Consider the following 18,439-nt stretch of genomic DNA (forward strand, 5'->3'; position numbering starts at 1 on the left):
CCGGAGCCTTTATGTTACACTGCGCACCTGAACTTTTCCCTGTGGTGTGCCCGTGGCTCAAAATTCCGTCTTTCTTCCTGAACAATTCCTTGCGCAAATGCGTGAGACGATGCCCTCCCATCTCTCCTTTGACGATTTCATCGCCGCCTGCCAGCGTCCGCTGCGTCGTAGCATACGCATCAATACGTTAAAAATCAGCGTCGAGGCTTTTCTGCAACTGGTTTCCCCCTATCGCTGGCAGCTTTCGCCGGTGCCGTGGTGTGCAGAAGGTTTTTGGATCGAGCGTGATGACGAGGAGGCGCTGCCGCTGGGAAGTACGGCGGAACATCTGAGCGGTCTGTTTTATATTCAGGAAGCCAGCTCAATGCTGCCGGTCGCCGCTTTGTTCGCACACGGCAATGCGCCTGCGAGGGTGATGGATATGGCCGCCGCCCCGGGCTCAAAAACCACCCAAATTGCTGCACGGATGGGTAATCACGGCGCGATCCTTGCCAATGAGTTTTCGGCCAGCCGCGTAAAAGTGCTGCACGCTAACATCAGCCGCTGCGGTATCCGCAACGTTGCCCTGACGCACTTCGATGGCCGGGTGTTTGGCGCAGCGCTACCGGAAACCTTTGACGCCATCCTGCTAGATGCCCCCTGCTCCGGTGAAGGCGTGGTGCGTAAAGATCCTGATGCCCTAAAAAACTGGTCAGTGGAAAGTAATCTCGATATCGCCGCCACCCAGCGCGAATTGATCGACAGCGCTTTTCATGCCCTGCGCCCTGGCGGCACGCTGGTCTATTCTACCTGCACGTTAAACCGCGATGAAAACGAAGAGGTTTGCCTGTGGCTAAAGGCGCACTATCCGGATGCCGTGGAGTTCCTGCCACTCACCGACTTGTTCCCTTCAGCTGCTGATGCCGTCACAGACGAGGGCTTCCTGCACGTTTTCCCGCAAATTTATGACTGCGAAGGTTTCTTTGTAGCCCGCCTGCGTAAGACCCGTGCGATAGCCTCCCTGCCAGCGCCAAAATTTAAAGTCGGTAACTTCCCCTTCTCGCAGCTCAAAGGTCGTGAAGCAGCACAGGTTGAGGCCGCTGCCTGTAAGGTCGGGCTGGTCTGGGACGAGAGTCAGCATCTCTGGATGCGCGACAAAGAGATTTGGCTGTTTCCGCGAAATATTGAGCCGCTCATTGGCAAAGTGCGTTTTTCCCGTATCGGTATTCGTCTGGCGGAGGTTCACAATAAAGGGTATCGCTGGCAGCACGAAGCCGTCATTGCGCTGGCGGGGCATGAAAATACGTTTGCCCTGACGCACCATGAAGCCGAAGAGTGGTACCGTGGCCGCGACGTTTACCCTGCAACTCCGCCATCGCAGGATGAAGTTGTCGTGACGTATCAGGGATATCCCCTGGGGCTGGCGAAAAAAGTGGCTTCCCGGCTGAAGAACAGTTACCCACGCGAATTGGTGCGGGACGGTCGCCTGTTTACCGGTAACGATCGCAGCACCTGAAAAAGCGCACTTTTTGACTGGCGATTTTGCTCTCCTTGTCTAGGATCAAAAATGGATGGCTGTACTGGTCATACCAGATTTTGATATCACCCCGGAGAGCATTATGACGAAAACCAGCGTGCGTATTGGCGCTTTTGAAATCGACGACGCAGAACTGCGCGGCGAAGCTCAAGGCGACCGAACGTTAAGTATTCCCTGCAAATCCGACCCGGATTTGTGCATGCAACTGGATGCCTGGGATGCCGACACCAGCGTCCCGGCTATTCTTGATGGCGAACACTCTGTCCTGTACCGCGAGCACTACGATAGTCAAACCGATGCCTGGGTCTTGCGCCTCGCCTGACCTAAGAGAACCCGCCCGAAGGCGGGTTATTTATTTCCGCCGCTGGGCTAGCCTATAATTACGCTCACATTTCAGTTGTAAACCTTAAATTTATTGAAGTGCAATATCGCCAACTACAGATATTAAGTTAATCCTCACAGGATTATTATGACCGTTATGCAATGCACATAACTTATTGAAAATGTTAATTTATATCCCTAACACCCTTAGACATAGCACCACTTCTTTACAAAACCAAACAAATCATAAACCAAACGGAAATAAAGCGGTTGGCGCTATTAATCTATTTTAATGAGCCTTTAAAATAGGAGCGAATAATATGTGAGGTTTACACGTGTCTAATACACAACTGCATCACGATGTGCTTTATCCACATCGCACGACAATCATTTCCGAGCTGGTAACAGGAAAATGCGTTCCGGGCCCCATCTGGCAAAAGCGCAACTACCGTCTGAAATTCCTGTTACGCTCAATTCTGTTCTGGTCTTCAACCCACCGCATGCTGGAAGCCCTTTCCGGTCGTGATGATTTTGAAAGACTGCTGGCCTCTCAAATCACATTGCCCAGTAAAACCCACCGCCAGTATCTGATGCGTGGCCTGAATGCCAGCGACCGCGCGGATGCTATTGTCAGCCACTATCAGTGGATTGATGGCCTGAAAGATGCCGGACTGGCTCATGCCCTGACCAGCCCGCAAGAACTGCCTGTGGTACAATTTCAGGCAAAAAACGAGGCGATGTACACCGTCAAAGCCTCCTCGGCCCGTAAAGCCGAGCGTGAAGGTGAAAGCACGTTATGGCTGTACGACCAGCAAGATACGCTGCTGGCCAGCCTGACATTCAGCGTCGCTCACAGCAATGGCCGGCGGGTGCTGGTGATTGGCGGTCTGCAGGGACCGCGACGCAACGTGTCGCGTGAGGTGATTAAACAGGCTACCCGCGCCTGCCACGGCCTGTTTCCCAAGCGCATATTAATGGAAGTGATTCTTCAACTGGCCGCACACACCACGATCCGCGCCATCTTCGCCGTCAGTGATGAAGGCCACGTATTCCGCGCGTTGCGTTATCGCCTCAGCAAAAGCCGTTATTTCCACGCCAGCTACGATGAGTTCTGGTCATCGCTTGAAGGCAAAAAACTCTCCACCTTCTGCTGGCAACTTCCGCTGCAGACGGCGCGCAAGTCTCTGGAAGAGGTTGCGAGTAAGAAACGAGCGGAATATCGCCGTCGCTTTGCGCTGCTGGATCAAATCGAGAACGCGGTAAACGCGTTTTTGAGTACCTCAGCTAAACGGCCTTAGTCACGATATTTATTCTAAAAATGAATTCCTGAAGCAGTATCAGTTCGACGTTAACCCAGAATGATGGGGAACCTTATCCTGAAGGGGAAAGCCAGGAGCCTTTTTAGCCTCATAACACTTTTTCGGCCACGCGCGCCGGGAATCATTTTTGATGTTGTCCCTTCGCGATGTTCTTACCACCGAATCTACGCAGTATCCCCGGCACCCGCTCCCCTTACCATGAAACCATAAGCCTGGCGAGGAGCGGAATGTGCCCGACGATTACTCAGCCACAAAAATTTAACATTGACCCAAAAATAGCTGGACGCGCGCGGTACAGAGTATGTTATGGTTTAGACAGGATACGAGTTATTCGAGTAAATTTCGGGGGGGATTTGGGATAACACCCAAAACATCCCTGGAAAAGAGAAAGATAAAAAGAGACCGAACACGATTCCTGTATTCGGTCCAGGGAAATGGCTCTTGGGAGAGAGCCGTGCGCTAAAAGTTGGCATTAATGCAGGCTCAATCGCCTTGCCTTTTAAGAATAGATGACGACGCCAGGTTTTCCAGTCCACAGCGAAAGCGGCCTGAAAAAAAGTGTCTGAACATCATTTAACGTGAAAAACCGCAGGGCTTTAATACGCCACTGCGGTTTTTTTATTGGAAACCAGAACGCTAGCAGAGCGCGTCGGCGCGGGCAATAAACGGTGCCAGGCTCATCTTCTGCCCCGGGTTTGCCGGATCGTCAATCTGGATGATGCTTATCGGCTGTCCGCTGCTCTTACCGCTGTCGACCTGCTGCTGCGCGATATCGTTCAGGGGGTACTGGACCAGCGTGGAGGGGTTGATGGCATATAATGCGTGGCCTGGTCGGCAGGTCAGCATCACCTCTTCGCGATTGAAAGCCCATTTATCCTTACCCACTTCAAAACGGCTGACGGTAATAACCTGTGGCGCTGCAAACGCGCTACCCGCGCAGGCCAGCAATAAAAGTGAGAGTACTGTCTTTTTCATATACTATTACACCTTGTCAAAAGGGTTCCCAGGTTGCAAACAGACTGACTGTTGCCAGAACCAGCGCGCCCAGCACCACCTCTGCCTGTGTCATCCTGATAAAAATCTGTTGTTCTCGCCCCATGTCCGGACGAAACCGTGGCACCAGAAAATACCGATTCGTCAGCGCAATTGCCACCATCACTGCCACCAGCGCACATTTGAACAACAGAAGTTGTCCGTAATCTGTATGCCAGGGCACTTCAAGGCCCAGAATGAAAAGGGCATTAAAGATACCGGTCAGGATCACTCCGGCTACCGCGTAATGCCCCACCCGAGAGAATCGCATCATGGTGTAAATCGCCGCCGCCTGCCAGTGCCCTCTGGCCAGATGCATGCAAAACAGCAGCGGTAACAACCCGCCTGCCCAGGTCGCGGCGCATAGCAGGTGAAGTGCATGATTGAGGCGCTGCATTGCCCCTGGGGTACCTTCATTCATTGCTGCATGGCCTACCCCCGCCAGCAGAACAAATTGCCCCATCGTCAGCAATAACAGTCGCGAACTTTTGTACGGCGCGAGCCATGCCACGCCGGCGGTAAGGAGTGCCAGAATAATATGCCACAGCCAGACGCCACCGAATCGCGTGCCCAGTACGCTTTGCCAGACGTCCGGGCTTATGACATCGCGCCAGCCATCCGCCATTAATCCCCCCTGCACGCCAAACATCAGCAGGGCCGTCATCAGGCTGATTAAGGTCGCCATCTTTTGCTGGAGCCGGAATCGCCGGGACATCAGGCGATGCAGGGAAGAAGGCGCCAACCAGGCGCTGTAGAGCGCATTGCCAAAAATCAGCATCAGTGCGCCAAAGTGAATAAAGCGCAGCAACACCCAGGACGTTGCCAGCATCTTATTTCACGCTAAAGCGGTAGCTGCCTTTGGTTTTATGACCATCAACCGAGACCACATGCCATTTCACCTGATAAGTCCCGCTCGTCAGGGATTGTTCCAGGGGAACAATAAGCTGAGCCTTATCTTTTTCATCACGTTTCACGGCGCCGGTTTTGACAACCTGTTGCTGCGCATCCGTAACCACCACTCCGCTGAAACCGGGTTCGATGCCTTCTGAAAAATTCAGCGTTAGCGACTCAGGGGCCGTCACCTGGCTGTCCGCTGCCGGTATTTGCTGTTTAAGATGTGCATGCGCCAGTACGGCGGGCGTCATTGCCGACGCGATAAGAAAAGCCAGTGCGGGTAAGATGTGGGAAGAGGTGTATCGCATCAAAATCATTCCTTTTTGCTATGCCTGTATTGCAAAGAATAACTCTGTATAATAAACGAGTCGAGGATGTTCCGCCCTCCGCTTGTCATCATCGTGCAATCGCGGTAACGTTGCCGCCGCATAAAAAGGAGAAGGTAATGAAGATCAATCTGGCCGCCCTTCCTCAGGACGAAATGGACAAAGTGAATGTCGACCTGGCCGCAGCGGGCGTGGCGTTTAAAGAGCGTTATAACATGCCTATTGTCGCCGAAGCGGTTGAACGGGAACAACCTGCCCACCTGCGCGACTGGTTTCGCGAACGCTTGATTGCGCACCGCCTGGCCTCACTCAACCTTTCCCGATTGCCCTACGAACCCAAAGTGAAATAATTTCAACAACAAGTTACACTTCCTTACGCGGATTGTGCCAGGATAAGAAAAGCCTTAAGAATTTAGGTGTATTCTTAGACCCCTGCGACCTCAGTGTATAAGGAAATCACGATGTCACGATGGACTATTGCGGCAGCACAGTATGGCGGGCAGCACCAAAGCGTCGAAAACCACGTAACTCACCATCTGCGCTTCATTGAAGAAGCCGCGCGGCAAGGGTGCGATTTACTGGTCTTCCCTGAACTTTCATTAACGGGTCCTGGCGAGGCGGGTCTCCCTCTCCCACCCGACGATTGGCAGCTTGCCCCTCTCCTTCACGCCGTACAGTTACTGAATATCACCGTTATTGCCGGTACTACGCTACTTCAGGACGGCGTAACGTACAAAGGGCTGGCCCTCTTCACGCCGCATACCGATACGATCTGCCGTTATCCTCAGGGCCGTGGCGCAAGCCTTGTCCCGGGTGTTAAGCAGCTCACCATCCTCGATACCCAGTCAGATGCCCCCATAATCGATCCGCAAGCCACCTTGTTCACCAGCTGTCAGGCGGTGAACGATAATCGCTGGCGCCAGTCTATTAGTCGCTTACAGCGTTTCGCACACCGGTATGCCATTGCGGTGCTTATGGCCAATGCCTGTAGCGGGAGCGCGTTATGGGATGAAAAGGGCCAGTTGATCGTTCGCGCCGACAATGGCGAGCTATTATTGACCGGCTCTCTGGGTCGACAGGGTTGGCAAGGCGAAATCATTCCTTTAGGCTAGGCGTTTTATGGTCAGGAGCGATCAATGCTGCGCGTCATCGATACCGAAACTTGCGATCTTCAGGGCGGAATAGTGGAAGTAGCCTCTGTCGACGTTATCGACGGAAAAATAGTTAACCCTATGAGCCACCTGGTGCGTCCCGATCGCCCGATAAGCCCGCAGGCAATGGCTATCCACCGGATTACGGAATCGATGGTCGCGGACAAGCCCTGGATAGAAGAAATCATTCCAAACTACTACGGCAGCCCGTGGTATGTTGCCCATAACGCCAGCTTTGACCGCCGGGTGTTGCCGGAAATGCCCGGGGAGTGGATCTGCACCATGAAGCTGGCGCGTCGCCTGTGGCCCGGAATTAAGTACAGTAACATGGCGCTGTACAAATCCCGCAAACTCAGCGTGAGGACGCCAGCGGGACTGCATCATCACCGCGCGCTGTATGACTGTTATATCACCGCGGCGCTGCTGATTGATATTATGAACACCTCCGGCTGGACGCCGGAGGATATGTTGACGGTTACCGGACGCCCTACGCTGTTGACCACCTTTACCTTTGGTAAATACCGCGGCAAAGCTGTGTCCGAAATCGCCGATAAAGATCCGGGCTATCTCCGCTGGTTGTATAACAACCTTGATAAAATGAGCCCTGAGCTTCGCTTAACCCTTAAGCACTACCTGGGTGACGCTTAACGTTCCGCACGGCCTGGCAGCGTATCCTGTGCCAGGCCAATCAGGAAGGCGTATTCCAGCGCCACCCCCTCGTATGATTTGAACCGTCCCGATTTCCCCCCGTGCCCGGAATCCATGTCGGTACACAACAGCAGGAGATTGTCGTCGGTTTTCAGTTCACGCAGTTTTGCCACCCATTTCGCCGGCTCCCAGTACTGCACTTGCGAATCATGCAGTCCGGTCGTCACCAGCAGATGCGGATACGCTTTAGCGTCCACGTTATCGTACGGGCTGTACTCTTTCATGTAGCGATAATAGACCTCATCCTGAGGATTACCCCACTCCTCAAACTCCCCGGTTGTCAGCGGAATGGACTCATCGAGCATTGTCGTCACCACGTCCACAAACGGCACCTGCGCCACCACGCCTTTGAAACGATCGGGGCGCTGATTGATGACCGCGCCCATAAGCATTCCGCCTGCGCTTCCGCCCATGCCAAAACAGAGCAGCGGATCGCCATAACCTTGTTCTACCAGCGCATCGCACACGTCGAGGTAGTCGTTGAAGCTGTTTTTCTTTTTCAGGAATTTACCGTCTTCATACCAGTGCTGGCCCAGCTCGCCTCCGCCGCGAATATGGGCGATGGCGAACACGAATCCACGATCGAGAAGGCTCAATCTGCTACTGCTAAAATCGGCGTCCATGCTGGAGCCGTACGATCCATAGCCATAAACCAGCAGCGGATTGTTTCCTTTGCGAAAATATTCCTCGCGGTAGACCAGCGATACCGGCACTTCTGTGCCGTCACGGGCGGTTATCCACAGGTGTTCACTGCGGTATTTTTCCGCGTCAAATCCGCTCACTTCGGCCTGTTTGATAACCTGGCGCTGCCCGGTGTTCATATCCAGTTCAAACAGGGTATCCGGCGTCGTCATCGAGGAATAGCCGTAACGCAGCCGCGATGATTCCGGCTCAGGGTTAAAGCTTATCCACGTCACATAAGCCGGATCGTCGAAAGCAATCCCGACCGCCTCCCGCGTTTTACGGTTGATCTGACGAATGCTGGTGAGTCCCCGCTGGCGCTCTTCCACCACCAGCCAGTCGGTAAAGAGCGTGAATCCTTCAAGCATCACCTGATCGCGCGCGGGTATTAATACCTCCCATTTGCGTTCGTCACGCACTTTGGTTTTGTACAGGCCAAAGTTTTTGCCTTCGCGGTTAGAGCGCAGGTAAAAGCTGTGCTGGAAGTGATCGAGGCTGTATTCATGATCCTTACGCCGTGGCAGGAAACAGAGTGGCTGCGCATCGGGCAGTTCAGCGTCCAGCAGCAGAACTTCCGAGGTTGTCGCACTGGCGAGAGAGATAATGACATAGTGACGAGAGGAGGTTTTATGCAGGCTTACGTAAAACGTCTCATCTTTCTCTTCATACACCAGTTCATCATCACCGGAAGCGGTACCGACAGTATGACGCCAGACCTGATAAGGCAGGAGCGTCGAGGCATGTTTTTTTACGTAGTAGACCGTTTCAGAATCATTCGCCCAGATGAAATCCGGGGAGACATTCTCCAGCATCTCCGGATACCAATTCCCCGTGTCGAGATTGCGAAAACGTAACCCGTACTGGCGACGGGAGAGATAATCCTCTGCCAGCGCCATGATGGCGTTATCCGGAGAAACTGACATGCCGCCCAGGGTATAGAATTCACTGTGGGCGGCACGTTTATTGGCATCCAGCAGAACGTCCCAGTCGTCCCACTCGGCGTTTAACACCGACTGTCGCTGATAGATGGGATATTCATTTCCGGGTTCATAAATGTGGCGATAGCGATAGCCGTTTTTGGTCCAGGGCGCAGAGATGTCGCGCTGGGGAACGCGTTGAACCATTTCGGCCAGTAACTGGTCCTGAAGCGCCTGCTGGCTGGACATGACCTTGTGACCATAGGCATTTTCCTGATGCAGATAGTCGAGCACATCAGGCTGCGAGCGCGTATCGTCCCGCAGCCAGTAATAGTGGTCTATACGCGTATCGCCATGCGTAGTTATCGCATATGGAGTACGTCGGGCTTTTGGTGGCATAGCGTTGTACTTTTAAGTTTTACACCCTATAAGGGTGGCAAAACCCACGCATGATGCAAGCGAAACGTGACTGCCCGAGGAAAAGTTAGCCCTGTAGCGCCAGTTTTTGCTCTCTAATATCCTGCTCAATGCCATCCCGGACATCCTGTGGGATTTTCAGCGCATCGCCCAGGGCGTTGAGGTAACTGCGCTCCATAAAGTGATCGATATCGATAGCGGCACAGCTTAGAAAATAGAGCTCAAGCGCCTCTTCTTCGTTCTGCACGCTCTGCGCCAGACGCTGTGGATCCAACGGCTGTTCGATGGCCTGTGCCACCAGCGCCCTGCCCTGCTGCTCAACGCCGCCTTCACGAAGCTGCTGTTCAATTGCCTCTCGCTCTTTATCGTCGATGTGTCCGTCACTTTTTGCCGCAAATACCAGAGCGCGGATCAGCCGCTCCGTACGCAGGTCTAACGGCGAAGTATGTTCGCCATAATGGGGTTCATCGCGGTGCGCGGTGCGGACTTTATCTTTGTATTTGTTCCAAAGCACAGTGCCTGCAACCGCACCGCCGCCAGCGAGTAGCGCGCCGGTGCCGTATTTTGCCAACAGCTTGCGGGAGGATTTATTCGCCACCAGCAAACCTGCCAGCCCACCGAGTGCTCCCGGTACCAGCAGCTTGCTTAGCCCCTGGTCGCCGGAAGAAGATGAAGCAGATCCCTTCTGCCCCAGCATTGATTGCAATTGATTTAACCAGCCAGACATGTTTTCCCTCACTTAACGGTGAAATAGACTTTACAGAGTAAGCTAACCGGCGTCAGGAAATGTCTGGCTGGGCTAAAGAAGCGCAAATTTTTGCCCCGGCCCGCTATCTCCTGCGCAAGACAGACGCAAACGTTTACGTTTATACTGCACCCAACTTTTTTAGAGGGAAAACTATGACTCTTTTAGGAACTGCGCTGCGTCCTGCAGCCACGCGCGTGATGCTGCTAGGTTCGGGTGAGCTGGGTAAAGAGGTTGCCATTGAGTGCCAGCGCTTAGGCGTTGAAGTAATTGCCGTAGACCGGTACCCCAACGCACCCGCCATGCACGTCGCTCACCGCGCTTATGTCATCAACATGCTGGATGGCGATGCCCTGCGCGAGCTGATAACCCGGGAAAAACCTGACTTCGTGGTGCCGGAAATTGAAGCCATCGCCACCGATACGCTGATTGCCCTTGAGCAGGAAGGCCAGCGCGTGGTGCCGTGCGCCAACGCCGCGAAGCTTACCATGAACCGGGAAGGTATCCGCCGCCTGGCAGCAGAAACGCTGGATTTACCCACCTCACGCTACCGCTTTGCGGGCGATAAAGCCGCCTTCCTGCAGGCTGTCCAGGAGATTGGCTACCCGTGCATCATTAAGCCGGTAATGAGTTCATCTGGCAAAGGACAATCCTTTATCCGCGACAGTACCGCTCTGGACGCCGCCTGGGATTATGCCCAACAGGGAGGGCGTGCCGGTGCGGGCCGCGTGATTGTTGAAGGGGTGGTGAAATTTGATTTTGAGATAACCCTGCTGACCGTCAGCGCCGTGGATGGCATCCATTTCTGCGACCCGATTGGTCATCGTCAGGAAGACGGTGATTACCGTGAATCCTGGCAGCCACAGCAGATGAGCGCGCTGGCGCGGGCGCGGGCGCAGGAAATTGCCCGCAAAACGGTGCTGGCGCTGGGCGGTTACGGCGTGTTTGGCGTGGAACTGTTTGTTTGCGGCGATGAGGTGATTTTCAGTGAAGTCTCACCGCGCCCGCACGATACCGGCATGGTGACGCTGATTTCGCAAGATCTCTCCGAATTTGCCCTGCACGTGCGCGCTTTCCTCAGCCTGCCTGTAGGCGGCGTTCGCCAGTACGGCCCGGCAGCCTCGGCGGTGATCCTGCCGCAACTGACCAGCCAAAACGTCACCTTTGATAAGCTGGAAGGGGCCGTGGGGACAGGTTTGCAGCTGCGGTTGTTTGGTAAACCAGACATCGACGGTTCCCGTCGTCTTGGCGTGGCGTTAGCCATCGGCGATAACATTGATGATGCCGTAGCAAGAGCGAAAACAGCCGCTGCGAGTGTGAAGGTCGCAGGCTAAAACAACGGGCCAGATGGCCCGTTTTTTATGCGGGTAGTGATTACTCGCGCGCACCTTCAACGGCTTCGCGAGCCAGTCTGGTGATGCGATCCCAGTCACCCGCTTCCAGCGCATCCGCCGGCACCAGCCAGGACCCCCCAATGCACAGCACGCTTTTCAGCGCCAGGTAGTCACGGTAGTTCGCCGGAGAGATGCCGCCGGTCGGGCAGAAGCGAACCTGGGCGAAGGGGCCTGCAATCGCCTGCAGCGCTTTGGTGCCGCCGTTGGCTTCTGCCGGGAAGAATTTAAACGCTTTCAGGCCGTAGTCCATGCCCAGCATCAGTTCAGAGACGGTGCTGATACCCGGGATCAGTGGGATGGTGCCTTGCGTAGCCGCGTTGAGCAGAGGCTCAGTCAGGCCCGGGCTGATGGCAAACTGCGCACCGGCTTCGGTCACTTCAGCGAGCTGTTGTGGGTTCAGGACAGTACCCGCGCCGATAATGGCGTCCGGGACGTCTTTTGCGATAGCGCGAATGGCGTCAATCGCGCAGGCGGTACGCAGGGTTACTTCCAGCACGCGAACCCCGCCGGCAACCAGCGCTTTCGCCATCGGTACAGCGTGTTCCAGTTTGTTTACCACGATAACCGGCACAACAGGGCCAGTGGTCAGGATTGCTTCTGCACTTGTTTTCCAGTTTTTCATCAGAGTTTTCTCTCGCCAGATCGTTAAAATCAAGTCGTCTTAAAACGTAATACAGGTTGCACCCTGCTCCGCGCCAGAAAGTTTCTCACGCAGCGCACCAAACATTTCGCGTCCGGTGCCCACGCGCGACGCGCTCAGGTCAGGAATATGTGGCTCACGGGCCGCCAGTTGCGCTTCATCTACCAGCAGGCTTAGCTCCCCGGTCTGGCCGTTGACACGAATGATATCGCCATCACGGACTTTCGCCAGCAGGCCGCCATCGTAAGCTTCTGGGGTCACATGAATGGCAGAAGGTACTTTACCTGAAGCCCCTGAGAGGCGTCCATCGGTCACTAACGCAATTTTGAAACGGCGGTCCAATAATACACCAAGTGGCGGCATTAGTTTATGCAATTCTGGCATCCCATTCGCCTTCGGTCCCTGGTGACGCACCACAACCACGCAATCCTTCTCGAGCAGACCGGCATTAAAGGCAGGCAAAACGTCGTGCTGGCTTTCAAAAACCACCGCGGGCGCTTCGATAACCTGATTCTCCTCCGGCACGGCAGAAGTTTTCATGACCGCGCGACCAAGATTTCCGCTCAGCACTTTGGTACCGCCGTGGCGTGAGAAGGGTTGGTCAAAAGGGGCAATAACCTGCGCGTCCAGAGTGGTTTCTGCCCCTTCACGCCAGTCCAGCTCGCCGTTGTTCAGCCACGGCTCCAGGGTGTAGCGCTGCAGGCCAAAGCCCGCCACTGTGTTCACGTCTTCATGCAACAGGCCGCCTTTCAGCAGTTCACGCATCAGCACCGGTACGCCACCCGCAGCCTGGAAGTGGTTGATATCTGCCGGGCCGTTCGGGTACAGACGGGCCATCAGCGGTACCACGTCAGAGATGTCGGAAAAATCGTCCCAGTTGATCAGGATGCCCGCCGCGCGCGCCATCGCCACCAGATGCATGGTGTGGTTGGTTGACCCTCCGGTTGCCAGCAGCGCGACGATGCCGTTGACGACAACCTTCTCGTCGACCATTTTGCCCAGCGGCATCCACGCATTCCCGTTACCGGTTAGTCGCGTCACCTGACAGGCGGCGGCTTCGGTCAATGCCTGGCGCAGCGGCGCGTCCGGTTGGATAAAGGACGAGCCGGGAAGCTGCATTCCCATAAATTCCACCACCATCTGGTTAGTGTTGGCGGTACCGTAGAAGGTACAGGTGCCGGGTGCGTGGTAAGACGCAGCTTCCGCTTCGAGAAGCGCCTGACGATCCGCTTTGCCCTCGGCGTACAACTGACGGATACGTACCTTTTCTTTGTTCGGCAGGCCGCTTGCCATCGGGCCTGATGGCATGAAAATCGCAGGCAGATGACCAAACGACAGTGCAGCCATCGCCAGGCCCGGGACGATTTTGTCGCAAACGCCGAGGTACAGCGTGCCATCAAACATATTGTGCGAAAGCCCCACCGCCGCAGACATCGCAATCACTTCACGGCTAAGTAGCGACAACTCCATGCCGTCCTGCCCCTGGGTCACGCCGTCACACATGGCCGGTACGCAGCCCGCAACCTGCCCCACTGCATTTACGCTGTGCAGCGCTTTACGGATAATGTCGGGATAGGCTTCATACGGCTGGTGCGCAGAGAGCATGTCGTTGTAGGAGGTAATAATGGCGATATTGTTACGCAACATGCTTTTCAGCGCGTCTTTATCGCCAGGCTGGCAGGCGGCAAAGCCATGAGCCAGATTGCCACAGGCCAGCTGAGAGCGGTGGACGGTCTCGCTCTTCGCCTGTTCGATACGGGCGAGGTAGGCAGAACGGGTCTCTTTCGAGCGCTCCGCGATGCGTTTTGTTACGCGTAACAATGTCGGATTCATAAAAGCTCCTCTAATTAATCTGTCCGGGCTCGGGAGTTTACAAAGTCTTTTGCAGTTGTTAACAACGCTGAAACGCTTGATTTCCGGAGCGCAGGGGCAAAATCGCTTCCGGCAGTGTAATAAAAAAAGCCCCGCAGGTGAATCCACGCGGGGCGTAAAAGACTAAAAAATGCGCCACTCTCTGTGTTAGATCATGTTACCGGTAAAATAACAGCTTTGGGCCAGGCGATTATTTTACTCAAACTCGTTCCAGGAGCGGCCATCGCGGGTGATCATCGCCACAGACGCGACGGGTCCCCAGGTCCCGGCCTGATACGGTTTCGGCGCATCCTGATCGGCGGCCCAGGCTTCAGTAATGGAATCGACCCATTTCCACGCCTCTTCAACTTCGTCGCGGCGTACAAACAGCGCCTGAATACCGCGCATGGTTTCCAGCAGCAGACGCTCATAAGCATCGGCCAGGTGCGTCTGATTGAAGGTTTCGGAGTAGCTCAGATCCAGCTTGGTGGTCTGCAGGTTATGTTTGTGATCAAGTCCTGGCACTTTATTCAGGATCTGGATATCCACCCCTTCGTCCGGCTGCAGACGGATGGTCAGTTTGTTTTGCGGCAGCTCCTGCCAGGACTCTTTGAACAGGTTCAGTTCAGGGTTTTTGAAATAGACCACCACTTCAGAGCATTTGGCTGGCAGACGCTTACCAGTACGCAGATAGAACGGCACACCCGCCCAGCGCCAGTCATCGATATCCACGCGGATCGCGACAAAGGTTTCCGTATTACTGGTTTTGTTGGCGCCCTCTTCTTCCAGGTAGCCAGGGACTTTTTTACCCTGCGCAAACCCGGCCGTGTACTGCCCGCGCACGGTCTTCTCACGCACGTTTGAGCGATCGATGCGGCGAAGCGACTTCAGGACTTTCACTTTTGCGTCACGAATACTGTCAGCCGTCAGATCCGACGGAGGTGACATCGCAATCATACACAGGACCTGCAGCAGGTGGTTCTGGATCATGTCGCGCATCTGACCGGCCTGGTCAAAGTAACCCCAGCGACCTTCGATCCCTACCTCTTCCGCCACGGTGATTTCCACGTGGTCGATGGTGCGGTTGTCCCAGTTATTCACGAACAGGGAGTTTGCAAAACGCAGCGCCAGCAGGTTTAGTACTGTCTCTTTACCCAAATAGTGGTCGATACGGTATACCTGGCACTCTTCAAAGTATTCGCCCACCTGATCATTAATTTCACGCGAGGTTGCAAGGGATGTACCCAGCGGTTTTTCCATCACCACGCGAGCAGGTTTGGCATTCAGCTTCGCTTCGCCCAGACCTTTGCAAATGGCGCCGAAGGTGCTTGGCGGCATAGCGAAATAGTTAATGGTGACGCGGTTTTTCTGATCCAGCATGTCACCCAGCCCCTTAAACGCGCTTACGTCGTTTACGTCGAGGTTGCAGAAATCGAGGCGTCCGCTCAGCGTATCCCATAAACTTTCATCCACTTTCTCTTTCATGAAAGTCTCGAGCGCCTCGCGCACGATTTTGGTATAAGCGTCCTTGTCCCAGTCGGCGCGCCCTACACCCAGGATACGGGTATCCGGATGAAGTTGACCCGCTTTCTCCAGTTGATACAGGGAAGGCAGCAATTTACGGCGTGCAAGATCGCCTTTCGCGCCGAAAATGACCAGGTCACATGCCTGGGCTGTTTGCGTTACCGCCATGTCATTCTCCTCAGTTGGAAACCTGGTGCTTCTGCCAGGTATCGTTGTAATTTTATTACAATGCACTGTACTGCTTTTACGTCATTCCCGAAACCATTAGCGCTTAACCTCACGTGCGATACCGCGATTTTTCACGCGTCTGGCCCTTCTGGTTCGGCAATACATCCCAAAGCGTTGATTCTTTGAACTCACGGGCTGCGATAAAACCGGACATCGATCAAGTAATGAAAAAAAACAACAACATTTCGTGTCGACTGTTACCCTTTAGGTAAGTCACCCGGGTAATATCGGCTAAATCGAATGAAGATTTCATCGTTTTGAAATCGATTCTCTTCCCATGAGCGCCTTGTTAACCATGAACATGCTGGAAAAAATCCAGTTTCAACTGGAACACCTTAGCAAATCCGAGCGAAAAGTGGCCGACGTTATTCTCGCCTCGCCCGCTCAGGCGATTCACTCAAGCATCGCCGCTCTGGCGCTGGAATCAGGCGTCAGCGAACCGACGGTAAATCGATTCTGCCGCAGCCTGGAAACCCGCGGCTTCCCGGATTTTAAACTGCATCTGGCACAAAGTCTGGCAAATGGCACCCCCTATGTTAATCGCAATGTGGATGAAGACGACAGCGTTGATGCATACACGGCGAAAATATTTGAGTCGGCCATGGCAACGCTTGACCACGTTCGTCAGTCGCTGGATATGAGTGCGGTGAACCGGGCGGTTGATCTACTGACTCAGGCAAAACGCATCGCCTTCTTCGGCCTCGGCTCGTCTGCCGCCGTGGCGCACGACGCGATGAATAAATTTTTCCGTTTTAACGTCCCGGTTATTTATTCCGATGACATTGTGCTGCAACGCATGAGCTGTATGAATTGTGGCGAGGATGACGTCGTGGTCCTGATTTCCCATACGGGACGCACCAAAAGTCAGGTGGAACTGGCCCAACTGGCGCGTGAAAACGATGCCATGGTCATTGCCCTCACCACGGCAGGCACGCCGCTGGCGCGGGAAGCCACTCTGGCAATCACCCTTGACGTGCCGGAAGACACCGATATGTATATGCCGATGGTCTCCCGTCTGGCCCAGTTGACGGTCATAGACGTGCTGGCGACCGGTTTTACCCTGCGTCGGGGGGCAAAATTCAGAGATAACTTGAAGCGGGTCAAGGAAGCGCTGAAGGAATCGCGTTTTGATAAAGAATTGCTTATAAAGAGCGATATACCCTAATAACGAAGATGTACGACTTACGGCATTCGGTCCCCTCGCTGTTGCCTTGCCGCAGATGAAGACCGATTCATTGTTCACGCAACACCAAAGTTGTTTCAGTCAACGGAGTATTACATGTCCAGAAGGCTTCGCAGAACCAAGATAGTAACCACCTTAGGCCCGGCCACCGATCGCGATAATAACCTTGAAAAGATTATCGCCGCCGGTGCCAACGTGGTGCGTATGAACTTCTCTCACGGTACGCCAGAAGACCATAAATTACGCGCCGATAAAGTGCGGGAGATCGCGGCTAAACTTGGCCGTCATGTTGCCATCCTGGGTGACCTCCAGGGCCCAAAAATTCGCGTATCGACCTTCAAAGAGGGTAAAGTTTTCCTCAATATTGGTGATAAATTCCTGCTTGATGCCAACCTGAGCAAAGGTGAAGGCGATAAAGAGAAAGTTGGTATCGACTATAAAGGTTTGCCGGCTGACGTTGTTCCAGGTGATATCCTGCTGCTTGACGATGGACGCGTGCAGTTGAAGGTGCTGGAAGTGCAGGGAATGAAAGTCTTCACCGAAGTGACCGTCGGTGGCCCGCTTTCTAACAACAAAGGGATCAACAAACTCGGCGGCGGCCTCTCTGCCGAAGCGCTGACCGAAAAAGACAAAGCGGATATTGTCACCGCCGCACAGATTGGCGTTGACTACCTGGCCGTCTCCTTCCCGCGCTGCGGCGAAGATTTGAACTATGCCCGCCGCCTGGCTCGCGATGCAGGTTGCGATGCGAAAATTGTCGCCAAAGTTGAACGTGCTGAAGCGGTTTGCGATCAGGACGCGATGGATGATGTGATTCTGGCATCTGACGTGGTGATGGTCGCCCGTGGCGATCTGGGTGTGGAAATTGGCGATCCTGAACTGGTCGGCATCCAGAAAGCCCTGATCCGTCGTGCGCGCCAGCTGAACCGCTCGGTGATCACCGCGACCCAGATGATGGAGTCGATGATCACAAACCCAATGCCTACCCGTGCAGAAGTTATGGACGTGGCAAACGCCGTTCTCGACGGTACCGATGCGGTGATGCTGTCAGCGGAAACCGCGGCAGGTCAATATCCGGCGGAAACCGTTGCCGCGATGGCTCGCGTGTGCCTGGGCGCAGAGAAGATCCCCAGCATCAACGTCTCTAAACACCGTCTGGATATTCAGTTCGACAACGTGGAAGAGGCCATTGCGATGTCCGCAATGTATGCCGCTAACCACCTGAAGGGCGTTACGGCGATTATCACCATGACCGAATCTGGCCGTACCGCACTGATGACCTCGCGTATCAGTTCCGGTTTGCCCATTTTTGCCATGTCCCGTCACGAGCGTACGCTTAACCTGACCGCGCTGTATCGCGGCGTGACGCCAGTGCATTTCGACAGCACCAGCGATGGCGTTGCCGCAGCGCACGATGCCGTTAATCTGCTGCGCGACAAAGGCTATCTGGTGTCCGGTGATATCGTCATCGTCACCCAGGGCGACGTGATGAGCACCATCGGATCGACCAATACCACGCGTATCTTAACGGTCGAATAATAACGGCTAACTGTGCGATACCCTCTCCTCTTTCGGGAGAGGGTTACAGTAAG

17 protein-coding genes are annotated in these 18,439 nt (G+C 54.5%); 9 read left to right on the top strand and 8 right to left on the bottom strand.

Translation table 11 applies throughout. The annotated features are described in order from the left end of the window. Window positions 1-52: 52 nt before the first annotated feature. The 3 genes from rsmF to NL510_RS13795 all read left to right on the top strand — a co-directional run bounded on the left by rsmF (window position 53) and on the right by NL510_RS13795 (window position 3,135). Entirely contained in the window at window positions 53-1,495 is a 1,443-nt protein-coding gene (rsmF, locus tag NL510_RS13785) for a 16S rRNA (cytosine(1407)-C(5))-methyltransferase RsmF (protein ID WP_436298283.1), read from the top strand. Window positions 1,496-1,598: 103 nt separating this feature from the next. Beyond that, window positions 1,599-1,838, top strand: coding sequence for a YebV family protein (locus tag NL510_RS13790; protein ID WP_253377694.1), 240 nt, complete (start codon window positions 1,599-1,601; stop codon window positions 1,836-1,838). A gap of 334 nt (window positions 1,839-2,172) precedes the next feature. After that, entirely contained in the window at window positions 2,173-3,135 is a 963-nt protein-coding gene (locus tag NL510_RS13795) for a VirK/YbjX family protein (RefSeq protein ID WP_253377696.1), read from the top strand. Window positions 3,136-3,792: 657 nt separating this feature from the next. On the opposite strand, the gene NL510_RS13800 is transcribed toward NL510_RS13795, so the two are convergent. The 3 genes from NL510_RS13800 to yobA are packed head-to-tail and all read right to left on the bottom strand — an operon-like array spanning window position 3,793 to window position 5,390. Further along, complete coding sequence (locus tag NL510_RS13800; protein ID WP_253377698.1) at window positions 3,793-4,131, bottom strand: YebY family protein; 339 nt, start codon at window positions 4,129-4,131, stop codon at window positions 3,793-3,795. 16 nt (window positions 4,132-4,147) lie between these two features. Next, window positions 4,148-5,017 (bottom strand): copper homeostasis membrane protein CopD, encoded by an 870-nt coding sequence (copD, locus tag NL510_RS13805; protein WP_253377700.1) that lies wholly within the window; start codon window positions 5,015-5,017, stop codon window positions 4,148-4,150. Between the two features lies 1 nt (window position 5,018). Next, on the bottom strand, window positions 5,019-5,390 hold the full coding sequence (gene yobA, locus NL510_RS13810; protein ID WP_253377709.1) for a CopC domain-containing protein YobA: 372 nt from the start codon (window positions 5,388-5,390) through the stop codon (window positions 5,019-5,021). Window positions 5,391-5,527: 137 nt separating this feature from the next. Between yobA and NL510_RS13815 the strand changes: the two genes are divergently transcribed. From NL510_RS13815 to exoX, 3 genes are all read left to right on the top strand, one after another. Beyond that, window positions 5,528-5,758 (top strand): DNA polymerase III subunit theta, encoded by a 231-nt coding sequence (locus NL510_RS13815; RefSeq protein ID WP_253377711.1) that lies wholly within the window; start codon window positions 5,528-5,530, stop codon window positions 5,756-5,758. A gap of 111 nt (window positions 5,759-5,869) precedes the next feature. Further along, on the top strand, window positions 5,870-6,520 hold the full coding sequence (locus tag NL510_RS13820) for a nitrilase-related carbon-nitrogen hydrolase (protein WP_253377713.1): 651 nt from the start codon (window positions 5,870-5,872) through the stop codon (window positions 6,518-6,520). A gap of 24 nt (window positions 6,521-6,544) precedes the next feature. Further along, window positions 6,545-7,207 carry an exodeoxyribonuclease X gene (exoX, locus tag NL510_RS13825; protein ID WP_253377714.1) on the top strand — a complete coding sequence of 221 codons (663 nt, stop codon included), beginning with the start codon at window positions 6,545-6,547 and terminating at the stop codon, window positions 7,205-7,207. On the opposite strand, the gene ptrB is transcribed toward exoX, so the two are convergent. Both ptrB and NL510_RS13835 read right to left on the bottom strand, forming a co-directional pair. Then, window positions 7,204-9,264 carry an oligopeptidase B gene (gene ptrB / locus NL510_RS13830; protein ID WP_253377715.1) on the bottom strand — a complete coding sequence of 687 codons (2,061 nt, stop codon included), beginning with the start codon at window positions 9,262-9,264 and terminating at the stop codon, window positions 7,204-7,206. The genes exoX and ptrB overlap by 4 nt on opposite strands. Before the next feature lie 85 nt (window positions 9,265-9,349). Then, window positions 9,350-10,009 (bottom strand): tellurite resistance TerB family protein, encoded by a 660-nt coding sequence (locus NL510_RS13835; RefSeq protein ID WP_253377716.1) that lies wholly within the window; start codon window positions 10,007-10,009, stop codon window positions 9,350-9,352. 173 nt (window positions 10,010-10,182) lie between these two features. Between NL510_RS13835 and purT the strand changes: the two genes are divergently transcribed. Then, window positions 10,183-11,361 (top strand): formate-dependent phosphoribosylglycinamide formyltransferase, encoded by a 1,179-nt coding sequence (gene purT / locus NL510_RS13840; RefSeq protein ID WP_253377718.1) that lies wholly within the window; start codon window positions 10,183-10,185, stop codon window positions 11,359-11,361. Window positions 11,362-11,401: 40 nt separating this feature from the next. Here the strand turns inward: purT and NL510_RS13845 are convergent, their stop codons facing one another. The 3 genes from NL510_RS13845 to zwf all read right to left on the bottom strand — a co-directional run bounded on the left by NL510_RS13845 (window position 11,402) and on the right by zwf (window position 15,604). Further along, complete coding sequence (locus tag NL510_RS13845) at window positions 11,402-12,043, bottom strand: bifunctional 4-hydroxy-2-oxoglutarate aldolase/2-dehydro-3-deoxy-phosphogluconate aldolase (protein ID WP_253377719.1); 642 nt, start codon at window positions 12,041-12,043, stop codon at window positions 11,402-11,404. A 39-nt stretch (window positions 12,044-12,082) separates the two neighbouring features. Further along, a complete protein-coding gene (edd, locus tag NL510_RS13850) occupies window positions 12,083-13,894 on the bottom strand; it encodes a phosphogluconate dehydratase (RefSeq protein WP_253377720.1) in 1,812 nt (603 codons plus the stop codon). A 234-nt stretch (window positions 13,895-14,128) separates the two neighbouring features. Then, window positions 14,129-15,604: a glucose-6-phosphate dehydrogenase gene (zwf, locus tag NL510_RS13855; protein ID WP_253377721.1), complete on the bottom strand. Its 1,476-nt coding sequence runs from the start codon at window positions 15,602-15,604 to the stop codon at window positions 14,129-14,131. A 355-nt stretch (window positions 15,605-15,959) separates the two neighbouring features. Here zwf and NL510_RS13860 point away from each other — a divergent pair, with 355 nt between their 5' ends. Further along, on the top strand, window positions 15,960-16,829 hold the full coding sequence (locus tag NL510_RS13860; RefSeq protein WP_253384920.1) for a MurR/RpiR family transcriptional regulator: 870 nt from the start codon (window positions 15,960-15,962) through the stop codon (window positions 16,827-16,829). Window positions 16,830-16,943: 114 nt separating this feature from the next. Further along, window positions 16,944-18,386, top strand: a complete 1,443-nt coding sequence (gene pyk / locus NL510_RS13865) for a pyruvate kinase (protein WP_253377722.1) — start codon at window positions 16,944-16,946, stop codon at window positions 18,384-18,386. The last annotated feature ends 53 nt before the right edge of the window (window positions 18,387-18,439 follow it).

Origin of the sequence: unidentified bacterial endosymbiont (genome assembly GCF_918797525.1) — a bacterium.
In the GTDB taxonomy this organism is placed as follows: domain Bacteria; phylum Pseudomonadota; class Gammaproteobacteria; order Enterobacterales; family Enterobacteriaceae; genus Enterobacter.